General features: G+C 61.5%; 27 protein-coding genes. 10 read left to right on the top strand and 17 right to left on the bottom strand.

The window, feature by feature from the left end:
* Positions 1-28: 28 nt before the first annotated feature.
* Genes B5V03_RS31990 through B5V03_RS31970 form a run of 5 tightly spaced genes read right to left on the bottom strand, consistent with a single transcriptional unit; the run spans position 29 to position 5,500 of the window.
* A complete protein-coding gene (locus B5V03_RS31990) occupies positions 29-2,230 on the bottom strand; it encodes a xanthine dehydrogenase family protein molybdopterin-binding subunit (protein WP_129274382.1) in 2,202 nt (733 codons plus the stop codon).
* Positions 2,231-2,242: 12 nt separating this feature from the next.
* Positions 2,243-3,223, bottom strand: a complete 981-nt coding sequence (locus tag B5V03_RS31985; protein WP_129274381.1) for an FAD binding domain-containing protein — start codon at positions 3,221-3,223, stop codon at positions 2,243-2,245.
* Positions 3,220-3,870 (bottom strand): 2Fe-2S iron-sulfur cluster-binding protein, encoded by a 651-nt coding sequence (locus B5V03_RS31980; protein WP_129274442.1) that lies wholly within the window; start codon positions 3,868-3,870, stop codon positions 3,220-3,222. Before B5V03_RS31980 ends, B5V03_RS31985 begins: the two co-directional genes overlap by 4 nt.
* Positions 3,871-3,923: 53 nt before the next feature.
* Positions 3,924-4,331, bottom strand: a complete 408-nt coding sequence (locus tag B5V03_RS31975) for a cupin domain-containing protein (RefSeq protein WP_129274380.1) — start codon at positions 4,329-4,331, stop codon at positions 3,924-3,926.
* Entirely contained in the window at positions 4,328-5,500 is a 1,173-nt protein-coding gene (locus B5V03_RS31970) for an aldo/keto reductase (protein WP_349643407.1), read from the bottom strand. Before B5V03_RS31970 ends, B5V03_RS31975 begins: the two co-directional genes overlap by 4 nt.
* A 281-nt stretch (positions 5,501-5,781) precedes the next feature.
* Here B5V03_RS31970 and B5V03_RS43075 point away from each other — a divergent pair, with 281 nt between their 5' ends.
* On the top strand, positions 5,782-6,090 hold the full coding sequence (locus tag B5V03_RS43075; RefSeq protein ID WP_164988425.1) for a hypothetical protein: 309 nt from the start codon (positions 5,782-5,784) through the stop codon (positions 6,088-6,090).
* A gap of 356 nt (positions 6,091-6,446) precedes the next feature.
* On the opposite strand, the gene B5V03_RS31965 is transcribed toward B5V03_RS43075, so the two are convergent.
* Positions 6,447-6,692 (bottom strand): hypothetical protein, encoded by a 246-nt coding sequence (locus tag B5V03_RS31965; RefSeq protein WP_129274379.1) that lies wholly within the window; start codon positions 6,690-6,692, stop codon positions 6,447-6,449.
* A 369-nt stretch (positions 6,693-7,061) separates the two neighbouring features.
* A complete protein-coding gene (locus B5V03_RS31960) occupies positions 7,062-7,994 on the bottom strand; it encodes an NAD(P)-dependent oxidoreductase (protein ID WP_164988428.1) in 933 nt (310 codons plus the stop codon).
* Between the two features lie 392 nt (positions 7,995-8,386).
* Here B5V03_RS31960 and B5V03_RS31955 point away from each other — a divergent pair, with 392 nt between their 5' ends.
* Both B5V03_RS31955 and B5V03_RS31950 read left to right on the top strand, forming a co-directional pair.
* Positions 8,387-9,067: a response regulator transcription factor gene (locus B5V03_RS31955; protein ID WP_129274440.1), complete on the top strand. Its 681-nt coding sequence runs from the start codon at positions 8,387-8,389 to the stop codon at positions 9,065-9,067.
* 60 nt (positions 9,068-9,127) lie between these two features.
* Entirely contained in the window at positions 9,128-10,513 is a 1,386-nt protein-coding gene (locus B5V03_RS31950; RefSeq protein WP_129274377.1) for a sensor histidine kinase, read from the top strand.
* Positions 10,514-10,537: 24 nt separating this feature from the next.
* Here the strand turns inward: B5V03_RS31950 and B5V03_RS31945 are convergent, their stop codons facing one another.
* The 7 genes from B5V03_RS31945 to B5V03_RS31915 all read right to left on the bottom strand — a co-directional run bounded on the left by B5V03_RS31945 (position 10,538) and on the right by B5V03_RS31915 (position 15,677).
* Positions 10,538-11,074, bottom strand: a complete 537-nt coding sequence (locus B5V03_RS31945; RefSeq protein WP_245502391.1) for a cytochrome family protein — start codon at positions 11,072-11,074, stop codon at positions 10,538-10,540.
* A 432-nt stretch (positions 11,075-11,506) separates the two neighbouring features.
* Positions 11,507-12,340 carry an ABC transporter permease gene (locus tag B5V03_RS31940; RefSeq protein ID WP_129274376.1) on the bottom strand — a complete coding sequence of 278 codons (834 nt, stop codon included), beginning with the start codon at positions 12,338-12,340 and terminating at the stop codon, positions 11,507-11,509.
* Positions 12,330-12,935: an ABC transporter ATP-binding protein gene (locus B5V03_RS31935; RefSeq protein ID WP_245502390.1), complete on the bottom strand. Its 606-nt coding sequence runs from the start codon at positions 12,933-12,935 to the stop codon at positions 12,330-12,332. Before B5V03_RS31935 ends, B5V03_RS31940 begins: the two co-directional genes overlap by 11 nt.
* 289 nt (positions 12,936-13,224) lie before the next feature.
* Positions 13,225-13,440 carry a hypothetical protein gene (locus B5V03_RS31930; RefSeq protein WP_129274375.1) on the bottom strand — a complete coding sequence of 72 codons (216 nt, stop codon included), beginning with the start codon at positions 13,438-13,440 and terminating at the stop codon, positions 13,225-13,227.
* Between the two features lie 33 nt (positions 13,441-13,473).
* Complete coding sequence (locus tag B5V03_RS42085; RefSeq protein ID WP_283811555.1) at positions 13,474-13,635, bottom strand: DUF2158 domain-containing protein; 162 nt, start codon at positions 13,633-13,635, stop codon at positions 13,474-13,476.
* A 246-nt stretch (positions 13,636-13,881) separates the two neighbouring features.
* A complete protein-coding gene (locus tag B5V03_RS31920; protein ID WP_129274373.1) occupies positions 13,882-15,231 on the bottom strand; it encodes a PQQ-dependent sugar dehydrogenase in 1,350 nt (449 codons plus the stop codon).
* On the bottom strand, positions 15,228-15,677 hold the full coding sequence (locus B5V03_RS31915) for a DUF2231 domain-containing protein (protein ID WP_129274372.1): 450 nt from the start codon (positions 15,675-15,677) through the stop codon (positions 15,228-15,230). Before B5V03_RS31915 ends, B5V03_RS31920 begins: the two co-directional genes overlap by 4 nt.
* A 252-nt stretch (positions 15,678-15,929) precedes the next feature.
* On the opposite strand from B5V03_RS31915, the gene fdhD reads away from it, so the two are divergent.
* From fdhD to cydB, 3 genes are all read left to right on the top strand, one after another.
* Positions 15,930-16,757 (top strand): formate dehydrogenase accessory sulfurtransferase FdhD, encoded by an 828-nt coding sequence (gene fdhD, locus B5V03_RS31910; RefSeq protein ID WP_129274371.1) that lies wholly within the window; start codon positions 15,930-15,932, stop codon positions 16,755-16,757.
* A 157-nt stretch (positions 16,758-16,914) separates the two neighbouring features.
* Positions 16,915-18,324, top strand: coding sequence for a cytochrome ubiquinol oxidase subunit I (locus B5V03_RS31905; protein WP_129274370.1), 1,410 nt, complete (start codon positions 16,915-16,917; stop codon positions 18,322-18,324).
* 2 nt (positions 18,325-18,326) lie between these two features.
* Positions 18,327-19,313, top strand: coding sequence for a cytochrome d ubiquinol oxidase subunit II (cydB, locus tag B5V03_RS31900; RefSeq protein ID WP_129274369.1), 987 nt, complete (start codon positions 18,327-18,329; stop codon positions 19,311-19,313).
* Between the two features lie 262 nt (positions 19,314-19,575).
* Here cydB and B5V03_RS31895 read toward each other — a convergent pair whose 3' ends face one another.
* Positions 19,576-20,823 carry a cupin domain-containing protein gene (locus B5V03_RS31895; protein WP_129274368.1) on the bottom strand — a complete coding sequence of 416 codons (1,248 nt, stop codon included), beginning with the start codon at positions 20,821-20,823 and terminating at the stop codon, positions 19,576-19,578.
* 239 nt (positions 20,824-21,062) lie between these two features.
* Here B5V03_RS31895 and B5V03_RS31890 point away from each other — a divergent pair, with 239 nt between their 5' ends.
* Genes B5V03_RS31890 through B5V03_RS31880 form a run of 3 tightly spaced genes read left to right on the top strand, consistent with a single transcriptional unit; the run spans position 21,063 to position 24,333 of the window.
* Positions 21,063-23,378, top strand: coding sequence for an FdhF/YdeP family oxidoreductase (locus B5V03_RS31890; protein ID WP_129274367.1), 2,316 nt, complete (start codon positions 21,063-21,065; stop codon positions 23,376-23,378).
* A gap of 6 nt (positions 23,379-23,384) precedes the next feature.
* The gene (locus B5V03_RS31885; protein WP_129274366.1) at positions 23,385-23,885 is read left to right on the top strand and encodes a hypothetical protein; all 501 of its coding nucleotides are present in this window, start codon (positions 23,385-23,387) and stop codon (positions 23,883-23,885) included.
* A 40-nt stretch (positions 23,886-23,925) separates the two neighbouring features.
* A complete protein-coding gene (locus B5V03_RS31880; protein WP_129274365.1) occupies positions 23,926-24,333 on the top strand; it encodes a thioesterase family protein in 408 nt (135 codons plus the stop codon).
* A gap of 117 nt (positions 24,334-24,450) precedes the next feature.
* On the opposite strand, the gene B5V03_RS31875 is transcribed toward B5V03_RS31880, so the two are convergent.
* Both B5V03_RS31875 and B5V03_RS31870 read right to left on the bottom strand, forming a co-directional pair.
* Positions 24,451-25,128 (bottom strand): helix-turn-helix transcriptional regulator, encoded by a 678-nt coding sequence (locus B5V03_RS31875; RefSeq protein ID WP_129274364.1) that lies wholly within the window; start codon positions 25,126-25,128, stop codon positions 24,451-24,453.
* A 57-nt stretch (positions 25,129-25,185) separates the two neighbouring features.
* A complete protein-coding gene (locus B5V03_RS31870) occupies positions 25,186-25,638 on the bottom strand; it encodes a DUF305 domain-containing protein (RefSeq protein ID WP_129274363.1) in 453 nt (150 codons plus the stop codon).
* A gap of 224 nt (positions 25,639-25,862) precedes the next feature.
* Between B5V03_RS31870 and rpoH the strand changes: the two genes are divergently transcribed.
* The gene (rpoH, locus tag B5V03_RS31865; protein WP_129274362.1) at positions 25,863-26,765 is read left to right on the top strand and encodes an RNA polymerase sigma factor RpoH; all 903 of its coding nucleotides are present in this window, start codon (positions 25,863-25,865) and stop codon (positions 26,763-26,765) included.
* The last annotated feature ends 99 nt before the right edge of the window (positions 26,766-26,864 follow it).

Here is a 26,864-nt window from a genome sequence, read left to right as displayed (position 1 = left end):
CCGAAGAGTTGAAAGTGCCGGTACGCGGCTATGCCTGATCCGGCAGACTAGCGAGCACCTTGTCGAGCGTGATCGGATAGTTCCTGATCCGTGCGCCGCACGCGTTATAGACAGCGTTGGCGATCGCAGCTCCGGCGCCGCAGATTCCGAGCTCACCGATTCCCTTACTCTTCAGCGGATTGGATCGCTCGTCCAGCTCGGGAAGGAACACCGCCTCCAGGCTGGCAGGAATATCCGCGTGTACCGGCACATGGTACTCAGCCAGGTCGTGGTTGACGAAATAACCAAAGCGGGGATCGAGCACGAGATCTTCGTGCAGGGCTGCGCCCACACCGAACACCATTCCGCCAATGGCTTGCGACCGCGCTGTCTTTGCGTTCAAGACACGGCCGGCTGCGAACACCCCGAGCATCCGCCGCAAGCGCACTTCTCCGGTGTCCTGGTCAACGCCAACCTCTGCAAAATGGGCACCGTAGGACTGCTGGGAGAAGTCCTGGTTGTTGCGGCCCGGCTTGATCTCGCCATCGGCTTCAACTCCCGAGCCAACAAGTTCTGTAAGGCTCACGGAACGCTCACCCGTCGCAATGTGGCCGTCGCCGAAATGTGCTGTATTGGGGTCCATGCCGGCGAGCCCCGAAAGTTTCTCGCGCAGCGCGTGGCACGCTTCGAACAGTGCTGATCCAGAACTCGCCGCGCCGAACGAACCTCCTGAGCCGGCCGCCTCCGGAAAGATCGTATCGCCGATATCGACGCGCACTCGTCCCATTGGCAATCCCAGCATTTCCGCCGCGATCTGTGCCAGGATCGTGTAGGTCCCGGTGCCTATGTCGGTCATCGCCATTCTCACCGTAGCTATACCATCGGGATCAAGCCGCACATTAGCTCTTGAGAAACGGAGGGGATTGCCTCGGGTCCCGGCAGAGACGCCCATTCCAACCAACCATCGCCCATTCCGAACCTGGCCAGGCGTTGAACTGCGCTTGTCCCAACCGAATCGGCGGGCGCCCTCTTGCATGCAGGCGACCAGGTGACGGCTGGAGTAGGGAATGTGTTTTTCGGGATCTTCGGCAGGCTCATTCCGGATCCGAAGCTCGATCGGATCGAGCATCAGTTTTTCGGCGAGCTCGTCCATAGCGCACTCCAGCGCCAGCAATCCGACAGCTTCGCCGGGTGCGCGCATGGAGGATGCGACAGGGATATCGAGCGGCACCAAGCGATGTCGCGTCAGCCGGTTCGGACCGGCATAAAGTGAACGGGTCTGCAGCGCAGCCGCCTCGTAGACTTGTTCTGAGGGCAAGTTGCCCGAGAAAACGTCGTGACCGATTGCGGCAATCCGGCCGTCGCGATCGGTGCCAAGGCGGATACGTTGGATGGTGTCCGAGCGATGCGTCGTCACATGGAAGATCTGCTGCCTTGTGAGGGCAACCTTGACGGGCCGCTTGAGGTATCGCGACGCGATCGCGGCCAGGATAGCATCGGCGTTCACCCATAGCTTGCCGCCGAAGCCGCCGCCGATGAAGGGGCTGACCAAGCGCACGTTTGCGAGGGGGATATTCAACGTTCTTGCGATGACCCGCTGGCCCTGGTTTAGCATCTGGTTCGCCGTATGCAGGATCAACTTGTCTCCGTCCCATATCGCGAGCGTTGCGTGCGGCTCCATCATCGCATGGCTTTGCAGCGGTGTGCTGTAGGACACGTCGATCTGCACGGGAGCGTTCGCGTAGGCGTCCGAGAAGTTTCCGACTTCGCTGTCGGCCGGCGCACCGTCCGGCTGGTGTGGGACGCGGGCCAGAGCGAGGTGATGAGGCAGGGCGTATTGTCCCTTCTCCCGATCGTACTCGACTTTGACCAGATAGGCGGCGGCCCTCGCCTGCTCGAACGTCTCGGCGACCACAAACGCGACCGGCTCGCCGTAGTGGGACACGACAGGACCCGTGAGCACAGGATGCGCTTCACGATGATTCCCGGTGCCCTGTTTGGGAGCGTCGCGATAGGTAAGGACAAGTTTGACGCCGGGCGATCGTTCGGCAGTCAGCGTTTCGATCGAGGCTATCCGCCCTTTTGCGATCGAGGCCTCAACGACAAAGCCGTAGAGCGAATTCTGCTGCATTTCATAGGCGTAGTGCGCGCCGCCGGTAACCTTTAATCGCCCATCGACGCGATCAAGCGGTTTTCCGACGATCTTCTCGGCATCCAGCGCGTTCGCCCCGACAGGTCCATCCATTTCCATCTTGATGATCTCTCAAGTGCGGGTGATTTCGCCGAGCACGGCATGCAGGGTGCGGCGGGTCAGCGGGATCTTAAAATCATTGGAGCCATATCCATGCGCGCCCTCGACAACTGCGTCCGCGGCTGCGTCGAACGAATTGGCGCCGGCAGCTGTATTCGTGAGACTGTGTTCGGCGGCGGCGACGCGCCACGGCTTGGGAGCGAGACCACCGAAGGCGAGCCGCGCCGAGCGGATTCGTCCGCCTGCGCTGTCGACGATGGCGGCCACCGAAACCAGCGCAAAAGCGTAGGACGCGCGGTCGCGCACCTTCCGGTACATCTGAGCGCCTGGAGGCGGCGGGGGCAATGTGACAGCCGTGACGATCTCGCCGGAGGCCAGCGCCGATTCAATTTCCGGCGTGCGGCCGGGGAGCCTGTGGAAATCGGCGATGGGAATCGTGCGGGCTTTTCCTTCGCGATCGATCGCCTCGACCTTTGCGTCGAGTGCGCGCATGGCGACCGCCATATCCGACGGATGCGTCGCGATGCACGCCTCGCTCCCGCCCAGGATCGCATGGATGCGGTTGAAGCCGGCGAGTGCCGAACAGCCGGAGCCGGGTACGCGCTTGTTACAGGGTTTTGTGATGTCGTAAAAATAATAGCAGCGCGTCCGCTGCAGCAGATTACCGGCCGTGGTCGCCTTGTTGCGCAACTGGGCGCTCGCGCCGGCGAGCAGGGCACGGCTTAGCACGCCGTATTGCTGCCGCACCCGCTGATCTGCCGCGAGATCGCTGTTGCGGACCAACGCGCCGATGCGTAAGCCGCCTTCCGAGGTCTCATCAATTTTGTCGAGCGGCAACCGGTTGATGTCAACCAAGGTCGATGGCGTCTCCACCTGCAACTTCATGAGATCGAGCAGGTTGGTGCCGCCCGCAATGATCTTGACGCCGGGATTGCTCGCGGCGCTAGCCGCATCCGCGACCGATCGTGCGCGCTCATAGGAGAAGGCTTTCATGTCTGTTCTCCCATTGCCTGCTTGATCGCTGCGACAATGTTCGGGTAGGCCGCACAGCGGCAGATATTACCGCTCATCCGCTCACGAATTTCATTGTCACTCATCTCCGCCAGCGGCTGCGTGAGATCGGCAGTGACATAGCTCGGCATGCCTTGGCGGCGCTCGGCCAGCATGCCCACGCCGGAGCAGATCTGGCCCGAGGTGCAGTAACCGCATTGAAACCCGTCATGCTCGACGAACGCCGCCTGCATGGGATGCAAGTCTTGGCCGAAAGCGAGCCCCTCGATGGTGGTGATCGACTGGCCATCGTGCATGACAGCCAGTGTGAGGCATGAATTGATGCGTCGTCCTTCGACCAGAACGGTGCAGGCACCACACTGGCCGTGATCGCATCCCTTCTTCGAGCCGGTGAGCGCCAGGTGTTCGCGGAGGGCGTCCAGCAGGGTTGTACGGGGATCGAGCGTAAGATGGTGCAGATGGCCGTTCACCCGCAGTTCGATGGATATGTCGGACGGTTCCGCCTGCTCGGTCTCGGCGGCAAGCGCGCCACGTGGAAGGCTACTCAGGAGGAGCGCGGTGGTGCCGGTCTCGATGACCGTACGGCGCGTGACCTCCATGGTTGGAAAGATGGATAGTGTATTTTCCATGTCTGTTCCGTATTTGCAGGGCAGATCAAAGATGCTGGGCAAGGTCACATCGCTCAAGACCAGAACGTGTCCGGTAGATTGACAACGATGGGTACAGGCGTGCTGCGCACCACGACCCATCGGAAAGGCAGGACGCGGGATGGATTGATCTCCATATGCGGGAGAAACGCAGGAACGTGAATGAAGTCGCCGGCCTTGGCCCGTGAGGAGAACTCGCCCTTGCCGCCCCATCGCACTTCGCAACGGCCTGACAGGACGAACGCGATCGTGTCCTGTTCGCCGTGGTGGTGGATTCCGGTTCGTGCGCCCGGCTCCACTTCGAAGAGGCCACCCCAGATTGCCGAAGTGATGCCCAGCGACGGCCCGATCGCGGCAAAACGATGGGAGCCCGATGTTTGAGCGGTCGTCGTGTCGAACCGGTCGCGGCTCACGATTTGGATCGCGGATCGTGTGTCCATCATGCCGCCTCCCGATCCGGGGGCGCCATGAATTCGGGGCCTATCGGATCGCTGATTGTCTCCCGAAGAATTCGGTCGATCTCGGTCATGGCGGCCTCATCGATTCGCCAGCCGAGAGCGTCGGTGATCGGCGAGAGTTGCTCCGCGCGCCGCGCACCCCACAACGCAATGTTCAACTCGCCGCGATCCAGTACCCAGCGTACCGCCAGATGGATCACGCTCCTGTTGAAGCGCTCCCGTGCGAGGCGGTCGAGTCGCTCCACCGCATGGAGATATTGCTGAAAACGTGGCGATCGAAATTTGGGGTCGCTCTTTCGCAGGTCGTCGCCGGTGAAACGGCTCGACGTGGACATGCTGCCGGACAGCAGGCCTCGGCACAGCGAGCCGTAGGCGAGCAGCGCGACCTTCTTCTCGTGGCAATAGGGGAGCACGTCCTGCTCGATTTCGCGTTCGAACAGATTGTAGGGCGGTTGAGCCGTGTGAAGTGGCGCGACCTTGCGGAATTCATCCATCTGTGCCGGGCTGAAATTGCTGACGCCGACTGCGCGAATCTTGCCGGCGCGGTGCAGCGCGCGGACGGCCTCGGCAGTCTCGGCGATCGGCGTCAGGGAATCGGGCCAGTGCACCTGATAGAGATCGATGACATCCGTCCGAAGCCGCCGCAAAGAACTCTCGGCTTCCTCGATGATTCGGGCCTTGCGCGCGTTACGGAACGGCTGGCCGTTTCTCCAGTCGAGCCCGACCTTTGTGGCGATGACGGCGTTCCGGCGGCGACCGTCGGCAAGGGCTTTTCCGACGATTTCTTCCGAGCGGCCGAATCCGTAGACCGGCGCAGTATCGATGAGAGTGATTCCGCGATCGAGCGCTTCCTGAATTGTCTTGATTGCATCGCTTTCGTCGGTTCCGCCCCACATCCAGCCACCGATCGCCCAGGTGCCGAGCGCTATGCGCGATACGCGGATGGAAGTGCCGGGAATGTCGATGCATTCCATGTTCATGTTCGGAACGACCTTCATTTGTTTACTCCTTTGTGGTCTGCGCCTGATTGCATCAGACGGCGCGCGGGGGATGATCGCGCGAACCAGTCTCGGTGCTCTGATCGGACGCTGGCTGTCTCTGAAACTCGCGGCCGCAATTGCAGACCGGCGGCATTGAGTGGGCGAACTTGACAAGTCCGAGGTATTGCCACTGGCGATGGCTCGCCATTGAATTGGACTTCAGAGTCGTCACTATGAATTGACGCCCTCGATCGGGGCCGCCATCGGTCTGGATGACGCGAGCGGATCCAGACCGAAGGCAAGGAGCTGCAGGTGCATTAGCTGCAGCTGAGCGGCAACGGCTGATCAGGATGCAAGACGTACCAATCGTAGCAGTCGGAGCCGCCGCCATAGTACCCGTACCCTGGGCGGTATCTGCCGTAGTGATTCATGGCGTGGTCATGGATACCTGTGCCATGCGCAAGGGAATGCTCGGCAAGGCCGAGATGACCACGACCGCTCGGACCCATGTCGCCACGCATTGCCATGCCGCCGACATGAACGCCTCCGCCGAGGCCGCCCACGTGGGCACCGCCTCCGATACCGCCCATGTGCGCGCCTCCTCCGAAGCCGCCCATGTGTCCGCCACCGCCAAAACCTCCACCGTGACCGCCACCGCCGAAACCGCCGCCGTGACCGCCGCCACCTCCGCCTCCGCCTCCGCCGCCGCCCCGTGCGTCCGCTGCGCCGACAGCCAATGCGGACGCAAGCGCGGCCGTGGCTAGGATCATCATCATTCGTTTCATCAGAACACTCCTTGTATTTGATTTCATCGGCTGGCGCGGCATCCGTACGTGGCTGTGGGGCCAGGCTTTCGTGATGCTTGATAGAGTAGGAATGCTCGCCAGCGTCGCCATTCAAATTGCCATCACAAGGTCCGGAGCAGTGTCTGCTCTCGGCAATTTGAGAAGTTCCGAGACCATAGAGACGCTCAGTTGTTGCTTACTGCCGTAGAGAAGGATCAACAGAAAAACGGGCTGGAAGAGAATCCAGCCCGTTTTTGTCTGTGCGCTGGTCGACGGAGTCACAAGCGCCGAGGCGCAAGAAGAACAGTCGAACAAGCCGAACCGCATTACCCAGATCAGAACGCGCCCGTGCCCGGTTCGCAGGGAACGTTGTTGCCGGTCCACGGCGCCGTTGCAAATGCGCCGACGCGCGGCGCCGGAACGCAAGCACGGTCACCCGAATAGAATGGCGCTTCCGGCGCGGCGGCATTGGCTTCCATGGCGGCGCGCCGGGAGGCGACGCCGCTTTCGCGAGCCATGGCCGGTGTTGCGAGCATTGCCACCGCGATCAATCCAGTCGAGAGCAGTTTGAGATTCGTCATTGAGCTTCTCCGTTGAAAAACAGCGGGCCAAGTCGAGGAGTGGCCCGTCTGAGCAGATGCGGTGGATCGCGGATCAGCCAAACGCACGAAATGTTCACGCGACTTCAATGGAGCGTGAGTCAGGGGCGTGCGGGACAGCAATCGGCATGCGTGCGCGCCGTTGCGACACGTTTCTAACGCGTGCGCGCTCAATCGCGGGTCCGAATGTTAGTTTCAAGGCTCAGCAGGTTCGTGATTGAAGACACCAGGTGACTGCGCAAACCATTTCTCGATCGCAGCTCGCAAAGTGAGCAGAAAGATCTCCGTGCGTCGCTCCGTTGAGGCCCCGGCGCGTTGAGTCGGTCCGACCACGTTGCACGACCGACGGGTCTAAAGTCCGGCTTCCTCCGAAGCCACCATTCCGAGCGCCGTCCAGTCGAGTCCACCGTGGCCACGCGCGATTCCCGTGATCAGGCGGTCGCGAACGACACCCACCGACGGCATAGGAGCGCCGGCCAGCTCCGCCTCGGCCAGCGCCAAGCGGACGTCCTTGAGCGCCAGCGGCATCGTCAGTCCCGGCTTATAGCTGCCGGCAATGAGCCGGCTGCCGTAGTTCTTGTGGACGCGACTGTCGAACATTGTGCCCGTCATGATATCCACGAATTGCTGAGGGTCCTGTCCGCGCTTGCGCAGAACAGTCACGATTTCGCCGAGGACCTCGAGAGCTGTCGCCGTCATCATGTTGCCGAGCAACTTGAGCAGATTGGCCTGTGCGGGATCCGTCCCGATGACGAAAGTCTTCCCCAGCGAATCCGTCAACGACCGGCAATGTTCACAGGACTCCGGCTTGCCTGCCACGATGACGGCCAGTTGGCGCGCTCTGGCGGCGTCGGGGTTGCCGAAAACGGGGGCTGCAACGTAGCCTTGACCGCGACGCTCGTGCTCGAGCAGCAGCGCGGCCGAGGCCCCAGTGCTGATGGTGCTCATTGACAGATGGATCGTGCCGGGCCGTAGCGACTCCGCGATCCCGAATGATCCAAAGAAGGTATCTCGCACGGCAGCGTCATCGGGCAACATGGTGATGATGATGTCGCTGTCGAACAAGTCCGGCCGATGAGTTGTGGCCGAAACGCCGAGCGCCCGGAGGTCGTTGATGCGTTCCGGCCGGCGTACGTAGGCCGATACCTTGCGACCGTCGGCCGCGAGATTGGCCGCCATGGCGGTACCCATCAGGCCGAGCCCGATAAATCCAATTTTGGAGGACATCCGCGAATCAACCTGCGGATTGCCATTCGTGTTCCGTTCGTCGATGTCATCCAGCATGGCGGCTCGCTTTCTTGATCGGGCACCAGAAGGTAAGCAGCCGGCCCGAGGATGTCGTCTAAAATCGATTTCAATGTTGCGCGAAATGGGGCGGCGAAGCCGCGGCGGGGCGACCATGCGCTGGCTGGTCCCCAATCCGCTAAGCCCGTTAAATTGCTATTTAATGGCGCCGCCTTGGCGGAGAGTTTATGTCTTTCCTCGAGGGCCCTGCCGCGCTTTGCCAAAGGCGGCATGCTAGTCCGAAGCGGGCGGCGCTAAGCCAAGTCGTTGGGTAGCGCGGTCCGGCCCATTCCCGGTCGGCTATGTGGACGGTGCCTATGACTTTGCCAACGAGCGAGCATATGATTTCCGGCCGGCCGGCCGGGCACTTTGGCACACTTGAGATCGAGCTGATGATGAAGGTTCTATTGATCGAGGACGACGCCGGAACGGCCGAGGAGATCGTGGCCGAGCTGAGCGAGCTTGGGTTTGAGGTCGAGTGGGCGTCAAACGGAATCGAAGGCCTCGACAAAGCCCGGGCGCTGCATCCCGATGTCCTGATCGTCGATCGCATGCTGCCCGGCATGGACGGACTTACAATCATCGAGGCGCTACGCAAGGAGCAGGTTAGCACTCCGGTCCTGGTGCTGAGCGCACTCGGCGCCGTCGACGATCGGGTGCGGGGTTTGCGAAGCGGCGGAGACGATTACCTGACGAAGCCCTTCGCAGTCGTGGAGCTCATAGCAAGAATAGAAGCCCTGCTTCGTCGTCCCACGGAGAGCCGCGGGACGACGTTGCGGGTCGGTCCTCTTGAACTCGATCTCATCGAACGTACCGCGTGGCGCGGCGAGCGGAAGATCGATTTGTTGCCACGCGAATTCCGCCTGCTCGAATACATGATGCGGCGAAGTGATCAGTTGCTGACCCGTGCGATGTTGCTGGAAGAGGTCTGGAACTACAAGTTCGTCCCCGCCACGACCAATCTGGTCGATGTGCATATGGGCCGGCTGCGGCACAAGGTCGACGGCGCTGGGGAACCCCAGTTGATTCACAACGTCCGGGGCTCCGGGTTTATTCTGCGACCGCAGCAATAGGCGCTGCCAGCGCGGTTGCCTGGCGATCGAATGAGGTACGAACATCAACCGGCGGGATCGATGCGCCAGCTCCAATTCATACGCTCGAACACCTTCCGCTGGGCCTCGGCGGTGGCCGCTGTCTTCGCCCTGCTCATGATCGTGCTGTTCGGCTTCATCTACTGGAAGATCGACGGCTACCTGATTGCGCGATCCGATCGCATGATCGCTCAACAGCTTGATTTCCTGGCAGGCCTGCCGCGGGACCGCCGCGCCGATGCAATCTCGGACCACCTTGGCCAGGATTCCCGGGGCGTTCAGTATGCGGGATTGTTCGATGCTGCCGGCAATCGGCTCGCCGGCAACCTCAAAGAGCTGCCGCGGGACTTCACCGTCGGTGGAGCGGCACAGGCCGCGAGGGTAGCGCCGGTCGGCCAACCGCCAGGTGGCGATCCACTGATCCGGGCGATAGGCCGGCGTCTTGAAAACGGTGATGTCCTCGTGTTGGGGCGGAACGTCGACGAGACCCACGAGATATCGAGCGTCGTGGGGCAAGCCCTCGCGCTCGGGCTCTTGCCGGCACTCTGCCTTTGCTTACTGGCCGGAGCCTGGCTGAGCGTGCGCGCGCAACGGCGGGTGGAGGAGGTCAATCAGCGGGTTCAGCGCATCATCGCCGGCGACCTCCGCGAGCGCCTTCCGCATCGTAACGTCAATGATCCGTTCTCCAGACTGGCTGTGATTGTGAACAGCATGCTCGATGAAATGGAGACAATGATCAATGCGCTCGCCGGCGTCGGCAACGATATTGCGCACGACCTACGAACCCCGTTGACCCGCGCCCGATTGTCCCTGGAGCGCGGGCGTACACATGCAACCACCTTGGAGCAGCTTCAGAGCGTCACGGACAAGGCGATCGGAGGCATTGATCAGTCGCTCGCGATCATCACCGCTCTTCTGCGACTGACGGAGATCGAGAACAGCCGGCGTTCGGCCGGGTTCGGCAATGTTGCGCTGCATGAAATCTTGCGAGAGGTATGTGACATCTACGAGCCGATCGCCGAGGACAAGAGCATCAAGCTTGGCGTGGATATCGACCGCAAGCTGCACGTTTGGGGTGACCGGGATCTGCTCTTCGAGGCGGTGGCGAATCTCGTCGACAACGCCATCAAGTTCACGCCGGCGGGCGGAAAGGTCGGCCTGGATCTAATGCGTGGGGACAGGGAAAGCATCGTGCGCGTGAGCGATACCGGGCCGGGTATCGGCGCACAGGAGCGTGAAGCCGTGCTGCGGCGGTTCTACCGCTCCGACAAGATGCGCAACACGCCGGGTGTCGGGCTCGGACTTAGCCTGGTGGCGGCCATCACCAAGCTGCATGGCTTCCGGCTGATCATCCATCCCGGCTCGGGAGGGCGGATCGAGATCGTCTGTCTGGACAAGGCAAATGGACCAAACTCGTCGCAGATATGATTGAAGCTCCGGGCAGATGCGTCGCTACCGTCCAGCTTTGTCGAAAATCAGGTCTGTTTGGGATGGGCCGGCCGGGCGGCCAATCACGATCGTGCCGTGGTTCAACGCCTGGTGACAGGAGTTGCAGGCGTCGCTGAGCTCGTCATAGGCTTTGCCGAAATCGGCGTCGTCCCTCCGATCGATCGCATCCTTCAGGTCCCCGAGCGGCTTTTGGATAACTGACTCGATCATGTCGGGGAACGGGGTGCCCTCTTCCATTGGATGCGCGCGTCCGAGTCGGCCGAAGGCACCGCGGAGATTGCCTAGCTCGTAATCGGCCAAATTCCAGTTGCCGGCCTGTTCGGCACGCCATATCCGCTCGTGTCTAGGCTGTATCGTGCCGATCATCATGTCGCTGATGCTCGGCAGATACGTCGCCGGTTGAGCGGAGACGCCTGCTGAGCCCGCATGAGCTCCGGGCAGGCGCACAAAGGCGGTTGTCAGCAGGATTACGATGGAAGCTGACAGCAGGCCAAGCGCCAGCGAGCTCTTCGATATCGCAGGCAACGGGCCAAGGTTCATGGTGGTTGTTCCGAACGTCGTAGGCCGGTGTCATCGACGGCCTGGAAATCCGCTCCGTCAGGCGGGTATTGCTCGTGCATTGCAGTCGTCACGCTTACCGAGCGCCTCCCGCACGACGGTTCTGTCACCCGCGCGTCAGCGAGATGGCGCAAACCGCTGCACCGCTGGCCAAAGCCCGCATCGACCTTCCCGTGAGCCACGCGCATGGTGTGGTTTCAACGCCAATGCCGGCAGCGGTGAGGCTGTCAATCTCTGGAACCAGATCCCGGCGGTCATGAGGGGTAGGAGGATCATCGTCTCAACTCGTGGATTATCATCACTTGAGCTAGAACTGGGCTCTCAAAGAGCCGAAGCCTTTCGCAATTGCACGATGCTATCGCCAGCTTGGACGGCTTTTCGGGTGCGGCAAGAACCTGCCGGGAGATGACTCAATCAGCGTGCTTGCCCAGACGGGCGGCTCGAGGCCATTGTCTCCGCCGGCCGAATCGTGAGTTGGGCCGCGGCGGAAAACGCGCGTGAGCGCATGAGAACCGTTGCAACGAGGCCCGTGATGCCGGAGGCGGCCAGGATCATTGCCACGATGATGAATTGGTAGATGCCCGCATAGACCGGACTGGCGCCCGAAACCACCATTCCGGCCATAACCCCCGGGATCCACACCAGTCCCAGGGATTTCATCATGTCGAGGCGAGGCAGAAGGCTCGCATACACGGCATTCTGAAGATAAGGCGCAACGATAACGGCGGGCTCCGCGCCGAGCGACAGGCCCGCCTCGATCTGGCCGACATGGGCAAGGATCTCGGCTCGGAGGCGCTCGATTGCCTGTGCGCACGCATTCATCGCGTTGGCGATAATCATGCTGCCGACCGGGACGAGCATTGAAATATCCGGCTGAAGACTGCCGGTCGCGAGCATCACCGCGATGACGGTGCCTGCACCTGCGGCGATCGACCAGAAACAGAGCGGAAGTGCACCAGCCATTCCCTTGAGACGTTGGGCCGCGGTGATCGCTGCGGCGATCGCCATCATGAAGAGGATGAGGCCGCCGATCAGCAGGCGACCGTGCAGCAGCAGGGCCAGTACCAGGCCGACCAGAACCATCTGCACGAGGCCGCGCGCCATCGAGACGACCGCCTCGCGCTCCACATGCACGGACTGCCACCGACATAGCGCGACGACGGCCGCGCACAACGCGATCGCCCCGCCGGCCTGCGCGAGGCCAGTCAACACGTCGCCGCCGATACTGTTCTGGAGCTCAGCCAGCATGCAGAACCTGCTCGGTGGCGCCGATTCTGGCCAGCCGGCCTGCTTGCATAACCATCGTCCGCCCCGCGAGCCGCTCCGCCTGGGCGCGATTGTGCGTGATGATGAGGCACGTCATTCGCCGTTCCCTGACGATGCCCAGAATGAGCTCCTCGATGTCGCGCACTGACGCCTCGTCAAGGGCGGAGGTCGGCTCATCCAGCAACAGCACCTCGGGCTCGTTCGCGAGGGTCCGCGCCAGCGCGACGCGTTGCGCTTCGCCGCCGGACAAGTTGCTGACGTCGCGATCGGCAAGTCCGGGCAAGCCGACGCGCTCCAAGAGACCCTCGATTTGCGCAGGCGCCAGCATCTTGCCGCGTTGGTGCGGCCCAAACGCAATGTTGGCGGCGATGGTGCCTGGGAAAAGATAAGCTGTCTGCATCACCATGCCAACCCGGCGCCGCAATTCCGGTGGGGTGATGGAACGGTAATCCTGCGACTCGAGCAGGACGGTGCCGGACGTAGGCTCGTCCAGACGATTGAGCAGCCGGAGGAACGATGACTTCCCGGCCCCGCTCGGTCCAACGATGGCGAGTATCTCGCCGGCCAATGCCTGCACACTGACGTCCTGAACGAGAACGCGCCCAACCACCTCCCGTGATAGATGTCTGGTTTCGAGGCCGGTGATTGCGGCAGCCGGCTTGGGCTCGCTTGTGGCCTGCGGAGAGGCGCCCGCTACTGTTCCAATGTCATTCGCGACGCCGTTCGGGCTTGTTGCCACGGAAAGTCCTCTCGACAGGCGCCACCGCGAAAAGCCGGGGAAGTCCAACGATCACGAGACGAGGGATAGCCCGGGTCGGATAGATCAGGTCAGGGTAATATCACGAGAGATGGCGAACACGCGACGTCTAGGCCGCACGTTTGGGAGTATACGGTCCAATCACGCACTTGTAGCCCTGTAACTTCCACTGGCTGTATGGGCCATGCGAGAGCCAGTCGGCGATTCCGCTCTGCGCATTGGTCTCGCATGCGCTCATGGTGATGCCGGATTGCTCGCTATTGGTGACGACCTTTTCCAGGCAGACCGCTCCGTTGCAGACAACTGCCACCAGCGTAATCAACATTCTTGCCTCCAGGATGATTGCAAAACAGCCCGATCAGAATTTCTGCAACACGTCGGCCGGGAAGGTGGCATCGTCGGGTCGGCCGCTATCGTCTGTCCAAATGCACTTGACCTGGTCGTCCTTGACCGCCGAGACGGTCATCATGGGTCCTCCAGATCGCAACCTGACGAGTTCGCCCCGCTCGAATTGGACCATGGCGTCGCCCTTCGGGGATAAAGGTGCTGTAGAGGCGAGTGCGGGACACGATGCGCCGATCGCAAGAAGCAGCGTCGCAACAGTGACGCGTCGTTTGGTTCGCGAAGACATGCCAAGCTCCATCCGTCCTGATTTCGAGGTAGGCGCTCGCTGCGCCGATCCGATTAAATTCGATGACAAGAGTTATCCCACGAGGGGCGAGGCGGGCCTGTTCCCAGGCGTCTCGACCCCACGTCCGTTCGGTCGCTACGAGGCCGGTTTGGGCGTAGCAGAGACACCAGCCGATGAGACGCGCCACACCGCGTTGCCGACGTCGTCGGCAATCAGCAGTGCGCCACTGCGATCCATGGCGAGGCCGACAGGCCGGCCATGGGTGTGGTTGTTCGCATCGAGGAAGCTCGTGACGACGTCCTGCGCCGGGCCGGAAGGCTTGCCGTCTCTGAAGGGGACGAAGACCACCTTGTAGCCGTTGAGGGGTGTTCGATCCCAGCTGCCGTGCTCTCCGACGAAGGCGCCGCTCTCATACTTCGCGGGCAAGCCAAGGCCGGAGGACATGGCAAATCCCAGGGGTGCCACGTGGGAGCTCAGCGAATAGTCCGGCACGATCGCTTTGGCGACCAGATCGGTCCGTTGCGGCTGAACGCGCGGATCGAGGTGTTGACCGTAATAGCTGTACGGCCAGCCGTAGAACCCGCCATCCTGCACTGAGGTGAGATAGTCCGGCACTAGGTCGGGTCCGATCTCGTCGCGTTCGTTGGCAATCGCCCACAGCTTGCCGGTCGTCGGCTCCCACTGTAACCCCGTCGGGTTGCGCGTCCCGCTGGCAAAGATGCGGTGAGCGCCGGTGGCGCGATCGACTTCCCAGATGGCGGCGCGTTCGTACTCGGCTTGGATGCCGTTTTCCGCAATATTGCTGTTCGACCCGACGCCGACATAAAGCTTGGATCCGTCTGGGCTCGCCAGAAGGCTCTTTGTCCAATGGTGATCGATCGGTCCACCCGGCAGATCGGTCAGCTTGGTACCTTTGGCGGTGATGCTGGTCTGCCCGTCCTGATACGGATAGCGCATGATCGCATCCGTATTCGCGACGTAGAGATCGTGACCGACCAGCGCGACGCCGAACGGAGAATTGAGGTGATCCAGAAACACCGTCCGTACGTCGGGAATGCCATCGCCATTGGTGTCGCGGAGCAAGGTGATCCGGTTGGCGTCCTTCGCCTTGGCGCCGGCGAGCGTCTCTACCACGCCGGTGACAAGATCCTTGGGACGGAAGATCGGCGCCTTTGGACCGTTGCTCTCGACGACCAGCACGTCGCCGTTCGGCAGGACGTAAACCGAGCGCGGGTGCTGCAGCCCTGTGGCAAGCGCATGGACCTGCAGCCCCTGCGGGACCTTGGGTGTCTCGGATCCCCAGCCCACCGGTGTCGCAATCCTGATCGGTGGCAGCAGATACTGATGCACCGGGGGCAGCACGGGATTTGCGCCGATCTGCAGCTTCGGGTCACCTCCGGTGTCGTTGCAACCGGCCAAACCCAATCCGGCGACAGCGACCATGATGGCAGCAACCCGGGGCAAGCTCGTCTTGACTTCGGTCATGCCTTTGCTCCGATACGATAGCGGTGGGTCAGCGTCCAGCCGGGGGATATCGCGAAAAGCAGAACAACGAGGACGACACCCGAGAGGGTTAGCCCCATGGGTACGACCGCGGTATAGCCATCCCGGCTATGGACAAGGACATTGAGAATGGACAGCACGACCGCGGCCGCATAGGCAAGTGCGTGGATCCATGCCGGTCTTTGGTTACGAAAGAGATCGACCATCGCGGCCAGCACGACAAGCGCAGCCATGACAAGTCCCCCCGCGATCAGCCAGACGGAAAACCGGTACCACATCACTTCGGCGGTCCCCCAATAGGCCAGGTCGGTCGCGAATGCCGCCGCAAAGTAAGCGACTGGGAATGGCACCAAGATCTGGTGAATAGGTCGTCTGATTGCACCTGCCCGTGGTCGGTCGGCGAGGTCAGTACTTTCCGGCTTAGTCATGCTCCTACGCTCCGTGCATTGAGTTCGCTGTCCTCAAGCCCAAGAATGTTCAGGGGGCCGTATCGGCCTGGTTGGGCTTGCCTCCGATATCGTCGTCGATGGTCGAATGATCTTTCGAATTCGCACGCGGCAAGGGCGAGTCGTTTGCCCAGAGGCGCCGTCGTGCGATCAAGAAAATGCGATCGCGGTGCAGGAAACGTCAGTCTGCAGGCGAGGCTATCTGAACGAGTACGTTATCTGGAAGGAGCAGCAATGATTAGCGATGGCACACTTCGGCAGCGTGCGAAGCTTCTCTGGTGCGGTGGAAACCCCACCCTTTCATCGAGATATGTGGCCGAGGAGAGGGCGATTGCGCTCACCTTTGGCGGGTCCACCAACGCCGTGATGATGGCCACGCCGGCCGATCTGGAGGATTTCGGAGTTGGCTTTGCCCTAACGGAAGGGATCATCGAGCAGGCGGACGAGATTGCCAGTATCGAGGTCGTGGAGAGCAGTCTCGGGATCGAGATCCAAATGTGGCTGGGCCGAGACCGGGCGGACGAACTCTCGGCGCGTCGCCGGGCCATGATCGGTCCGGTCGGGTGCGGATTATGCGGGATCGAAAGCCTGGAGCAGGCCTGTCCCGCGCCACGGCATGTGTCAAGCACAGCGACCTTTCGCGCGCGCGACCTGTTGAACGCCATGACCGCGCTGGCGCCCTTGCAAGAGCTCAATCAGAAGACACGGGGCGTGCACGCCGCCGCGTTCTGGCAACCGCACACCGGCATAGGTCTGGTGCGGGAGGATGTTGGCCGTCACAACGCACTCGACAAGCTGGCCGGTGCGCTCTTGCGAGAGAACATGGCGCGGGCAGGCGGTGCGATCCTCCTGACAAGCCGAGTTTCAGTTGAGATGGTGCAGAAAACCGCGCGGATCGGCGCTGCTGTCCTCGTTGCGGTCTCGGCGCCGACCTCTCTCGCAGTTGAGACAGCTGATCAGGCGGGCATCACGCTGATCGCGGTCGCCCGTTCAGACGGATATGAGATCTTTACCCATCCCGATCGCCTGATCTTTTCCGACTTCCCGACTGTCGCGGCCTGACAGGCTGCTGGGGCCCACAGGATCACGCCGCCGCATGGACCGGCTCCCGCGTGCAAATGCGCAAAATCCGTTCGCTGCGGAAAAGGCCGCGGTGAAGCAGCTCCTACCTACATCGAGGCGGGATCAACGCGGTCCGTGAGGGGAAAAGGATGTTCACATGAATGCAACGGCGCTTCTGCTGTCGCGGATACAGTTCGGCTTCACCATTTCATTTCACATCATCTTCCCGGCCTTCACGATCGGTCTTGCGGCCTGGCTGACCGTGCTCGAAGCCATGCACATGCGAACCGGCCGTGCCGTCTATCAGGCGCTGTTCGAATTCTGGCTCCAGATCTTCGGCGTCGCCTTCGGTATGGGCGTCGTCTCGGGAGTCGTGATGGGATTCCAATTCGGAACGAACTGGAGCGTCCTGTCGAAGATGTCCGGGCCGATCCAGGGTCCGCTTCTCTCCTACGAAACCTTCACGGCGTTCATGCTGGAAGCCAGCTTCTTCGGAGTCCTGGTGTTCGGACGCAAGCGGGTGCCGCCAAGCTTCTATCTATTCTCCACCGCGATGGTGTCGCTCGGGACCACGCTGTCCGCCTTCTGGATCATGACCAACAACAGCTGGATGCAGGTGCCGGTCGGTTATGTCCTCCAGAACGGTTACTTCGTGCCAGACAATTGGACCAAGATCATCTTCAACTCGGTCGTATGGTCGCGCTTTCCGCACATGCTGCTGGCGGCCTACCTCACGGGGGCATTCTGCGTTGCCGCAACCGGTGCCTGGTACGTGCTGCGTGGCGACAATTACGCGGAGTCCAGGGTGATGCTGCGGATGGGACTGTTCCTCGCAGCCCTCCTGATCCCCGTGCAGCTCGTGTTCGGTCATCTCGTCGGCGACTACGTTCACGATTACCAGCCGGCAAAGTTCGCGGCCATCGAGGGGCGTTGGCATGACGAGCAGCCTGCGAGCGAAGTGCTGATCGGGCTTCCCGATCCGGCGACTGAAAGCAATAGATACGAGATCAAGCTGCCGATTCTCGGAAGCATCATCGCCAGCTCGAGCCTGACCTCGAAGGAGGTGGGGCTGACCGATTTCGCGCCGCAGGATCGCCCGCCGGTGCTGATACCGTTCGTAACGTTCCGCATCATGGTCGGCTGCGGGCTGATCATGCTCGCGATCGCGTGGTTCGGGTCCTATCTGAGCATCAAACGGCGCCTGCGCCGAAACCGCGCCATGCTTTGGGCAATCTTCCTCAGTTTCCCGCTTCCGTTTATCGCCATTCTCACCGGCTGGTATGTTGCCGAGGTGGGACGACAGCCCTGGGTGGTCTACGGATTGCTGCGGACGGCCGACGCCGTGACGCCGTTCCTGACGGCGCCGGCGGCACTGACCTCGCTCGTGCTATTCGGAGCGGTTTATCTCTTCATCTTCTCTTTCGGCACATTCTACATCTATCGCCTCTTACGCACCGGTCCGACCCGCCTCGCCGTCGAGGCGCCGCACGGCGCCTCTCCAAACCGCCCGATGTCGCTGGCCGACCCAGAGCTCATTCAGTCAGTTTACCGGAGCGCAGGAGAATAGAGATGGTCTTGTTCTGGGTTGCTCTTCTGGCCATTAGCATATTGATCTATCTGTTGCTCGATGGATTCGATCTCGGGGTCGGCATGTTGTTTGGTCTCGCCGGCAGCGAGGCAGCTCGCGACACGATGCTCGACACTGTTGCGCCGGTCTGGGATGGCAATGAGACCTGGCTTGTCGTCGCCGGCGTGATCCTGTGGGGCGCGTTTCCTCTCGTCTATGCCACGCTACTGTCGGCCTTCTATCTGCCTGTTATTATCATGCTGCTCGGGTTGATCCTGCGCGGCGTGGCCTTCGAGTTTCGCCACAGGGCGGCGCCGCAGTTTCGCTGGATCTGGGATGTGAGCTTCGTGGGCGGGTCGTTCGCTGCGAGCTTCATGCAAGGCGTGACGGTTGGTGCCCTGGTGCAGGGCCTGAAGTTTACCGACGGGGCCTATGTCGGCGGTATTTTGGGTTGGCTCAGCCCGTTCTCGCTGTTGTGCGGCATCGGGCTGTGCCTCGGCTATGCCCTTCTGGGGGCCAGCTGGCTGGTGCAAAAGTGCCGATCGGGCGTCCGTGACAGGGCTCGACGCCAGATTCCCGGGCTGGCGCTCGCGGTCCTGGCGTTTCTGATCATCGTCTTTGCGCATGCTCTGATCGAAAATCTTCCGATCATGCATCGCTGGCTCGATCGACCGTACCTGTTTGTATTTCCTGCCGTCGGAGCTTTGGCCGCGGCCGTGCTGGCCAGCAGTATCCTGCGTCACAACGATCGCTGGCTGTTCGCAGCTGTCGCCGTCATCTTTGTCGCGGCGTTCGGAACGCTGGCACTGTCCTTCTGGCCTTACATGATTCCGTTTGCCATCACGATTGAGGACGCGGCGGCGCCTCACGCCAGTCTCGCCTTCATGTTCTGGGGCGAGGGCCTCTTCGTCTTCCCCTTGATGGTACTCTATGTCGCGATCGGCTACCGGGTGTTCAGAGGTAAGGTGGGAACCACATCAGGTCACTAAGATCCTTCTGCCTTATCCGCGGAAGCGCTCGCGATGCTCGCTGGGACCGGCGCCGATGCGCCGGCGGCGGAGTTTTTTCTCGTTCGGAAAAGCTGAGTCGGATCGCCAAATCTTCGAGGACGTGAGGGTGATTTGACGACATCGCGGCGTCGGCATGCTCCGGCATACGCTCCGAAAGCGAAAGGACCGCCACGAGAAGGCCATCGATCAGATTGTGCTGATCGATGGCCTTTCGCACGTTCAATCGAGCGAGGGGTTAGGTTTATCGCTTCGCCATCACGCCCGGCGCATTGTCGGGCCAACCTGCGATCGTGCGTTCGTCGACATTGAGATGCTGCGCCACGAGTTTCGGCGGGGTGTGCGTGAGCCAGTTGGAGAGCGAGACTTCTTCGTAGCGTGACGCGCGAAACACGCCGATGAATTGCAGATCGGTGTCGCCGACATTCTCGACATAATGGCCGAGGTTCCGCCTGACATAGCCGATGTCGCCGGCATTGAAGTCCATCGTCAGAGCGTTCGGACCCGTATCGAAGACGGTCATGCGCGCCTTGCCCTTGACGTAATATTGCCACTCATCCGCATTGGGGTGCCAGTGCATCTCCCTGATGCCGCCGGGACGAACTGTGACCAGCGCGGCCGCTAGTGCGGTCGAAACCTTGAAATTGCTGCTGTCGGCGATCTGGATGGTTCCAGTATCGGACGATCTAAACGGACGGGAGGATCCGAGCGGGAAGATGAAGGGATGGGTGGGGACGGGGGCCTCCTTCTGAATCGCGGCGCTGTCGCCGGCGAGGTCACCGGGCACGGTGCCCTGGAATATCCAAAGATTGTGCAGCGGGATCCTGGAAAACGTTTCTGCCGGGACGCCGAAGTTCTTGGCCAGGATCTCGGGCGGCGTATGCGCGAACCAGTCCGTGACGAGCAGGGTGTTGAATTCGTCGGCATGCCCGTCATCGAAGCAGATCACGAATTCGCATCCGTCCGGGCCCAAGCCCTGCAGCGAATGCGGCGCCCCCGGCGGGAAGTACCAGAGATCACCCTCCTTGACGTCCGCAACATAGGGGCGGCCCTGCGCATCGAGAACGGTCACACGGCACGTGCCATAGGTCATGATGGCCCACTCGGCAGCCTGGTGCCAGTGCAGCTCGCGGATGCCGCCGGCCGTCAAGCGCATGTTGACGCCGGAGATCTCCTTGGAAATGGCAAAATCGGCAACTGTGACCTCCCGGGCCCATCCGCCATTCTGGATCCGCTTCGGCGCGTTGTTGAACGAGGCCCACGGTGTCGGCATGCCGCCGACATCCGTCGCGGGGGGAGATTGCGCAGAGGGAAATTGATTGCCCAGAACCTTACTCTGCGGGCCCGGATCAAGGAGATTTCCCGGACCCTTCGCGTTGATGGCGCCCTGCGGCGGCTCGTCCGGATTGCCGAAGGATCCGGCCTTTGCTGCGGACACCGTCATCGCCGCGCCCATTGCCGAGGCCGCCAGCAAGTTTCGTCTCGAAATCATGATCGCATCTCCAGGAGGGTTGCACTGCAGAGCCGTTGATAGCGGTCTCTCTCGCTAGAGGTGGGAAAGCGCCGGTATGAGCCAATCCGGAGAAGACGTCGGCTTTTCCAGAATGCACTACGACGTTTTCGTGATCAGACCTTCCGGTTCGTCGCGCTGGCATGAACCGGCATTCTCGAAAGAAAGTCAGCGGTCGGAATTGCAGTTGTTCTGCATCGATACCCGCAGAGGCTCTCGCGATGTCGGAACGGAAAGAAATTTACCCCTATCATCATCCGGCCGGTGGTTGGGGTGCTCTCAAGGCCCTCAGCGAGCACCTGATCGAGCAGCGGATTCCGATCAAGGGGGCGAACACGCTCCGTCGCATGAATCAGCCCACAGGCTTCGACTGTCCCGGGTGCGCCTGGCCCGATCCGAAACACACTTCGTCATTCGAGTTCTGCGAGAATGGTGCCAAGGCGGTGGCGTGGGAAGCGACTGCCAAGCGCTGCACGCCGGAGTTCTTCGCCGAACACCCGGTGGCCGAACTTGCCACCTGGAGTGACTATGATCTCGAAATGCTGGGCCGCCTCACCCATCCGATGGCGTATGATGGAGCAACGGACAGCTACCTCCCGGTGAGCTGGAGCGAGGCGTTCTCGATCATCGGTCGCCATCTGAACGCGCTGCCCGACCCTGACATGGCGGAGTTCTATACCTCCGGCCGCACCTCGAACGAAGCCGCCTTTCTCTATCAGCTCTTCGTGCGGGAATACGGCACCAACAATTTCCCCGATTGCTCAAACATGTGCCACGAGGCAACGAGCGTCGGCTTGCCCCAGTCCATCGGTGTGGGCAAGGGGACGGTCCTGCTGGAGGATTTCGACAAGGCAGACTGCATCTTCATTTTTGGCCAGAACCCCGGGACCAACAGCCCGCGCATGATGACCAATCTGCGCGATGCCGCCCGTCGTGGGGCTTCGATCATCTCGTTCAATCCGTTCCGTGAGCGCGCGCTGGAACGGTTTCAGGCCCCGCAGAGCCCGATCGAAATGGCGACGTTGAGTTCGACGCAGATCAGCTCGCGCCTCTACCAGGTGCGAGTCGGTGGTGACGTCGCGGTGATCAAGGGCCTCATGAAGGTTCTGGTCGACGAAGACGCGGCGGCGCGAGCAAGAGGTGAGCAGGCCGTTCTGGACTGGGATTTCATCGGTGATCACACTCGAGGCCTTGATGAGCTGGTGAGTGACCTGAGCGCCACGCCCTGGACGGATATCGAGCGTTACTCGGGGCTCAGTCGCGAAGAGATCGAATATGCCGCGCAAGTCTACATGAAAGCCGAGCACGCGATCATCGTCTATGGCATGGGCATCACCCAGCATCGGCGCGGCGCGCAGAATGTTCAGCAATTGGCCAATCTCGCCCTGCTGCGCGGCCATATCGGCCGTGAGGGCGCAGGCATCTGCCCGGTCCGCGGCCATTCGAACGTGCAGGGAGATCGTACGGTCGGCATCACCGAGACACCGGCCGAAGACTTTCTCGATCGGCTCGAACTTCACTTCGGTTTCAAGCCACCTCGTGCTCACGGCCATAATGTCGTCACGGCGCTCGAAGCGATGATTCGCGGCGACGCGAAAGTGTTCATCGCGATGGGCGGCAACTTTGCTGCGGCAATTCCCGATTGGCAGCTTACCCAGGATGCCCTCAGGGGGCTCGATCTCACGGTCCACATCTCGACCAAACTCAACCGCAGTCACCTGATCCATGGGCGCGACGCCCTGATCCTCCCCTGCCTTGGCCGCACGGAGATAGACATCCAGGCGACCGGGCCGCAGTCCATTACCGTGGAGGACTCCATGTCAATGGTGCACGCGTCGGCCGGTCGCAACCAGCCCGCCTCCGAGCATCTTTTGAGTGAGCCTGCGATCGTTGCCGGCATGGCCCGGGCGACTCTAGGGCAATCCTCCGTCGTCGATTGGGGCGGCTTCGTCGCCGACTATAATCGTATCCGCGAGGCGATCGAAGTCGTGCTCCCGATATTCCAGGCCTACAACGAGCGAATTCGCGTGCCCGGCGGTTTCCATCTCGTCTCAACCGCGCGCGAGCGCATCTGGGCGACGCCGAGCGGCAAGGCCAACTTTCTGGTTTTCGACGGCCTTGGCGAAGATCCGAACGACGATCATCCGGAGACGCTCTGGCTGAGCACAATTCGCAGCCATGATCAGTACAATACCACGCTCTATTCGATGTCCGATCGCTATCGGGGCGTCTATGGCCAACGCGACATCGTGTTTCTCAATCAGCTAGAGCTGGACAAGCGCGGGCTCGCGGACGGTGATCGCGTCGATCTGGTGACCGTGTCGACGGACGGACTAGAGCGGCGGGTGCGGAACTTCCGCGTCGTCGGATACTCGTTCCCGAACGGCTGCTGCGCGGCCTACTACCCCGAGACAAATCCGCTGGTGCCGCTCTATGAGCACGATCCCCTCAGCTTCACACCGTCTTCCAAGGGCATCCCGGTCCGGATCGAGCGGGCCGGCGCCAACGTGACGGACGAGTCTCCCCATCAGGATTAGAGCACAATGCAAAACGAGCTGCACAAGGCGTCGGTCTGGATCCTCGGCAAATGGCTAGGTCGAATCATACGCTACGACGATCGCGCGGATGCGCGAACCGATCTCGCCGAGTTTGGTGCGTTCGAGGCCAATCTCGCTGAAGTCACTGTGGTCGACCATGGTGCAGATTTCCTCATCTCCAGATGGGGCGCAGAGATTGGCATGCTTTGCGGAGGCAACCAGCGAAACCGGCGTCTGTCAGAGCTGCCGCGGCCGAGCCGCGGTCAACTGCGGCGGATCTGCGTGAGGGCGATGATGTCGAGGGCACCGGCCGCTGAAAACGCGGTCTGGGCCGTTCGCGGCGGCATTTGGGAGTGTGTGATGCTGGCGTTACCGGCCGCCGGCAACGAAGACGGCGTTTCGCACCTGCTGATCGCGTTGCTCTTCGCGCCTCATCCGCTGTTCACTGATCCATTCCAGCCCGAAGATGCGGCGCGCGCGATTGCAACGCCATCGATCGACAGCTGAAGCGCCAGTTAGCGAAGTGCGATCAGAGGAGTTGAAGCAGATGGAACCGAGCACAAACCTCGCCATTGGCATGGCTGCGGCCGTGTCGATTGTGGTCACTCCCGATATGACGGTCGGGTACTTCGTTCCGGGTATGCCGCAAGTTTATGCGACTCCGATGATGATCCTGCACATGGAAATGGCCGCTGGCCTCGCGATCGCAGCCGCACTGCCCCCGGACTACGTAAGTGTCGGCATGTCGGTCGACATCCGGCATCTGGCGGCCACGCCGATCGGCGGTCGCGTACGCGCGCTTGCGCGTGTCAAAAGCGTCGACTCAAAGAGCGTACTCTTCGAGATCGAGGCGTGGAATGATCTTAGAAAGATCGGTGCCGGAACCCACCGCCGAGGGATCGTGAATGTCCCTGACTTCGAGAGGCGGTCCGGCGTTCACCAAGCCGTGAGCTAACGCCTCTTGCCCTTTGCCCGGCAGCAAAGCGGTCATCTTACAGGGCATGCCCGGTAACCGGCGAGGCCGCTTTCAACTGTCGTCGACCGGTTCATATCCGGAGATCGCGCAGGGCTGTCACAGAAGCTCTGCGGCGGACGTCTCGAGCTCGGACCGTGGGAGCATGTGATTGCCGACGCGCCAGTTCCTGGGAGTGCATCCCGTGAACTGCTTGAATACCGTCGTAAAGTGCGCTTGGGTCTGGAAGCCGACGGAGAGCGCGATCTCTATGATCGGCATCGTGGTGTCCCGCATTAACTCCGCGGCTCGCCGAATACGCCGCTGCAGCAGGAATTCGTGCGGGCGCAGGCCTGTGGCTACGCGGAATTGAGAGGCAAAGTGCATGCGGCTAAGTCCTGCGACCGCAGCCAGATCACGCGAGTTGATCTTCGAGGACATGTCGGCATCGATGTAGTCAATGACCCGTTTGAGTCGCCATCTCTGCAGCGCTTGGACGTGGCGGCCGCGAACAGAGGATCGATCGCTCCCCTCAACGGCAGTCAGCAGACCAAACTGCCTGACAGCAATCGCGAGCCGAAGCGATTCCATACATTGACGATCATTGTTGTGTGTAGCGACCTTAAGGGCCTCAAACAGCGACTGAACGACTTCATCTCCGGACCCCATCTCAGCGTGGGCCGACGGCGGAGTCGAAAGGTAATCACTCGCAATGGAAGCTGAACGTCCGGCCTCGTTCCCGCTTGGGGCGGAATGCGCGAACAACTGCCGAAGGGGATCGTGGGTCTGGACGGACATCTTGAGTCGCTCCGGGATAACGAATGCTGTCAGGTCTTCACGTGTGGCGAGATGCCGTCAATTCGGTGCGTGCGAGGCGATCTCGGCGCCGGTCGACGGCGCCAACCTGGCGACGGCCGGCAGCGCGTGGCGCAGAGAGGAGATCTCCTCCTTCTGCTCGCTCATCATTCGCCTTGCGAGCTGCCGAAGTTCGTCGTTGCGCCCGTACTTGATCTCCGCACGCGCCATGTCGATCGCGCCCTGGTGGTGAGGGACCATCACATTGACGAAATCGCGGTCGATTTCGCCGGTCGGCGTCATCAGCATGCGGCGGTTCATGTTGCTCATCGCAAGATCGATCTCGAACAGAAACTGCTGCTCGTCCGCATCTGTCACCCTACGGTCCTCAGAGCCGTGCTTCGGGTCCTGCGCGAGGGCGAAGGATGTCGCCATGACCGATAGGCTGGTTGCCAGCGAGATAGCGCGTCTGCGTACGAAACCGCGGGAAACCAAGGGCACATCGAACTCCATGGCAAGCTAATGTGGTCGGTGTCACGCGGACGAATGCGTGTTGCTTCGCCTGAAGATGCCAAGGGGAATCGATCAGCTCAATTAAAACTGGATTTAAGGTTCGGCAAGCGAGATGCGCGACGGCCGGTTAAACCCAAATTCAGATTTCTTAAGCCCAATTTAGTGGCCGCCCCATCCGCGGTCTTCCTACAGTCGAGGTGCCGGACTCAACGTAGGAGCAGGAAATGCAGGCTCAAAATGCCACCGCCAATGTCACCGGAGTGCCAGCTCTGCAATCAGCTGGCATTCTCGCCTATTCCTCCGCCATCAAGCGCTTCGATTTGCTCGAGCGCAGCCGAGAGCAGCAGCTCGCGCGGCGTTGGCAGGAGCGGCGCGACAAAAGCGCGACTGACGAGTTGGTCACGAGCCACCTCCGTCTCGCTGCGAAGGTGGCCCGAGGCTACAAGGGATACGGTCTTCCGATCGCCGACCTGATCGCGGAAGCCAATTTGGGGCTGGTGATTGCCGCCTCACGTTTCGAACCCGGACACGGTGCCCGATTTTCGAGCTATGCGATCTGGTGGATCAAAGCGACCGTCCACGAATACATCTTGCGCTCATGGTCGCTGGTCAAGATCGGCACGACGGCCGCGCAAAAGAAGCTCTTTTTCCGGCTGCGGGGTGAAATAAGGAAGCTCGCCGGCGAGACGGCAGCCCTGACGCCCGAAATGGCGCAGGTCATTGCCGAAAAGCTCGAGGTGACCGTTCGCGACGTGACTGAGATGGATAGCCGGCTCTGTGGCGATCTTTCGCTGCATACCCGGGTTGGTGACGGCGATGGATCGGCGGAATGGGAAGCTACGCTCGTCGATGAGTCTCCAGACGCAGAGGAGATCGTCGTGGAGCACGACGAAGCGACACGCAGGTCAAGGGCCCTGCGCGTTGCACTGGAGGTCTTGACGGGGCGTGAGCGGCGCGTGTTCGAAGCGAGACGGCTTGCTGAGCAACCGATGACACTCGAGCAGCTCAGCTGCGAGCTATCGATCTCGAGCGAACGGGTGCGGCAGATCGAGGCAAGCGCATTCGCCAAAGTCAAGCGCGCGACGATACTCGCGGCGAGGACCGGCAGCGAGGCAATGGCCACGTGAAGCGCACGGACACCGCGTGCCTAGCTCTGTGCGCGCATGCTTATCTCCAAGTGGATAGGAAGCGGTAGCCAATCACGGCTGCTCGAAGCCTGACTAAAA

The sequence above is a fragment of the Bradyrhizobium betae genome, from assembly GCF_004123905.1.
GTDB classification, from domain to species: domain Bacteria; phylum Pseudomonadota; class Alphaproteobacteria; order Rhizobiales; family Xanthobacteraceae; genus Bradyrhizobium; species Bradyrhizobium betae_A.
This window is presented reverse-complemented; position numbering and strand designations above follow the sequence as displayed.

Bases quoted from the DNA above. Each gene is read 5' to 3' on its own strand.
- B5V03_RS31990 (WP_129274382.1), bottom strand. From the start codon at position 2,230: ATGGAAATGGATGGACCTGTCGGGGCGAACGCGCTGGATGCCGAGAAG.
- B5V03_RS31985 (WP_129274381.1), bottom strand. From the start codon at position 3,223: ATGAAAGCCTTCTCCTATGAGCGCGCACGATCGGTCGCGGATGCGGCT.
- B5V03_RS31980 (WP_129274442.1), bottom strand. From the start codon at position 3,870: ATGGAAAATACACTATCCATCTTTCCAACCATGGAGGTCACGCGCCGT.
- B5V03_RS31975 (WP_129274380.1), bottom strand. From the start codon at position 4,331: ATGATGGACACACGATCCGCGATCCAAATCGTGAGCCGCGACCGGTTC.
- B5V03_RS43075 (WP_164988425.1), top strand. From the start codon at position 5,782: ATGCGCAAGGGAATGCTCGGCAAGGCCGAGATGACCACGACCGCTCGG.
- B5V03_RS31965 (WP_129274379.1), bottom strand. From the start codon at position 6,692: ATGACGAATCTCAAACTGCTCTCGACTGGATTGATCGCGGTGGCAATG.
- B5V03_RS31960 (WP_164988428.1), bottom strand. From the start codon at position 7,994: ATGCTGGATGACATCGACGAACGGAACACGAATGGCAATCCGCAGGTT.
- B5V03_RS31955 (WP_129274440.1), top strand. From the start codon at position 8,387: ATGATGAAGGTTCTATTGATCGAGGACGACGCCGGAACGGCCGAGGAG.
- B5V03_RS31950 (WP_129274377.1), top strand. From the start codon at position 9,128: ATGCGCCAGCTCCAATTCATACGCTCGAACACCTTCCGCTGGGCCTCG.
- B5V03_RS31945 (WP_245502391.1), bottom strand. From the start codon at position 11,074: ATGAACCTTGGCCCGTTGCCTGCGATATCGAAGAGCTCGCTGGCGCTT.
- B5V03_RS31940 (WP_129274376.1), bottom strand. From the start codon at position 12,340: ATGCTGGCTGAGCTCCAGAACAGTATCGGCGGCGACGTGTTGACTGGC.
- B5V03_RS31930 (WP_129274375.1), bottom strand. From the start codon at position 13,440: ATGTTGATTACGCTGGTGGCAGTTGTCTGCAACGGAGCGGTCTGCCTG.
- B5V03_RS42085 (WP_283811555.1), bottom strand. From the start codon at position 13,635: ATGGTCCAATTCGAGCGGGGCGAACTCGTCAGGTTGCGATCTGGAGGA.
- B5V03_RS31920 (WP_129274373.1), bottom strand. From the start codon at position 15,231: ATGACCGAAGTCAAGACGAGCTTGCCCCGGGTTGCTGCCATCATGGTC.
- B5V03_RS31915 (WP_129274372.1), bottom strand. From the start codon at position 15,677: ATGACTAAGCCGGAAAGTACTGACCTCGCCGACCGACCACGGGCAGGT.
- fdhD (WP_129274371.1), top strand. From the start codon at position 15,930: ATGATTAGCGATGGCACACTTCGGCAGCGTGCGAAGCTTCTCTGGTGC.
- B5V03_RS31905 (WP_129274370.1), top strand. From the start codon at position 16,915: ATGAATGCAACGGCGCTTCTGCTGTCGCGGATACAGTTCGGCTTCACC.
- cydB (WP_129274369.1), top strand. From the start codon at position 18,327: ATGGTCTTGTTCTGGGTTGCTCTTCTGGCCATTAGCATATTGATCTAT.
- B5V03_RS31895 (WP_129274368.1), bottom strand. From the start codon at position 20,823: ATGATTTCGAGACGAAACTTGCTGGCGGCCTCGGCAATGGGCGCGGCG.
- B5V03_RS31890 (WP_129274367.1), top strand. From the start codon at position 21,063: ATGTCGGAACGGAAAGAAATTTACCCCTATCATCATCCGGCCGGTGGT.
- B5V03_RS31885 (WP_129274366.1), top strand. From the start codon at position 23,385: ATGCAAAACGAGCTGCACAAGGCGTCGGTCTGGATCCTCGGCAAATGG.
- B5V03_RS31880 (WP_129274365.1), top strand. From the start codon at position 23,926: ATGGAACCGAGCACAAACCTCGCCATTGGCATGGCTGCGGCCGTGTCG.
- B5V03_RS31875 (WP_129274364.1), bottom strand. From the start codon at position 25,128: ATGTCCGTCCAGACCCACGATCCCCTTCGGCAGTTGTTCGCGCATTCC.
- B5V03_RS31870 (WP_129274363.1), bottom strand. From the start codon at position 25,638: ATGGAGTTCGATGTGCCCTTGGTTTCCCGCGGTTTCGTACGCAGACGC.
- rpoH (WP_129274362.1), top strand. From the start codon at position 25,863: ATGCAGGCTCAAAATGCCACCGCCAATGTCACCGGAGTGCCAGCTCTG.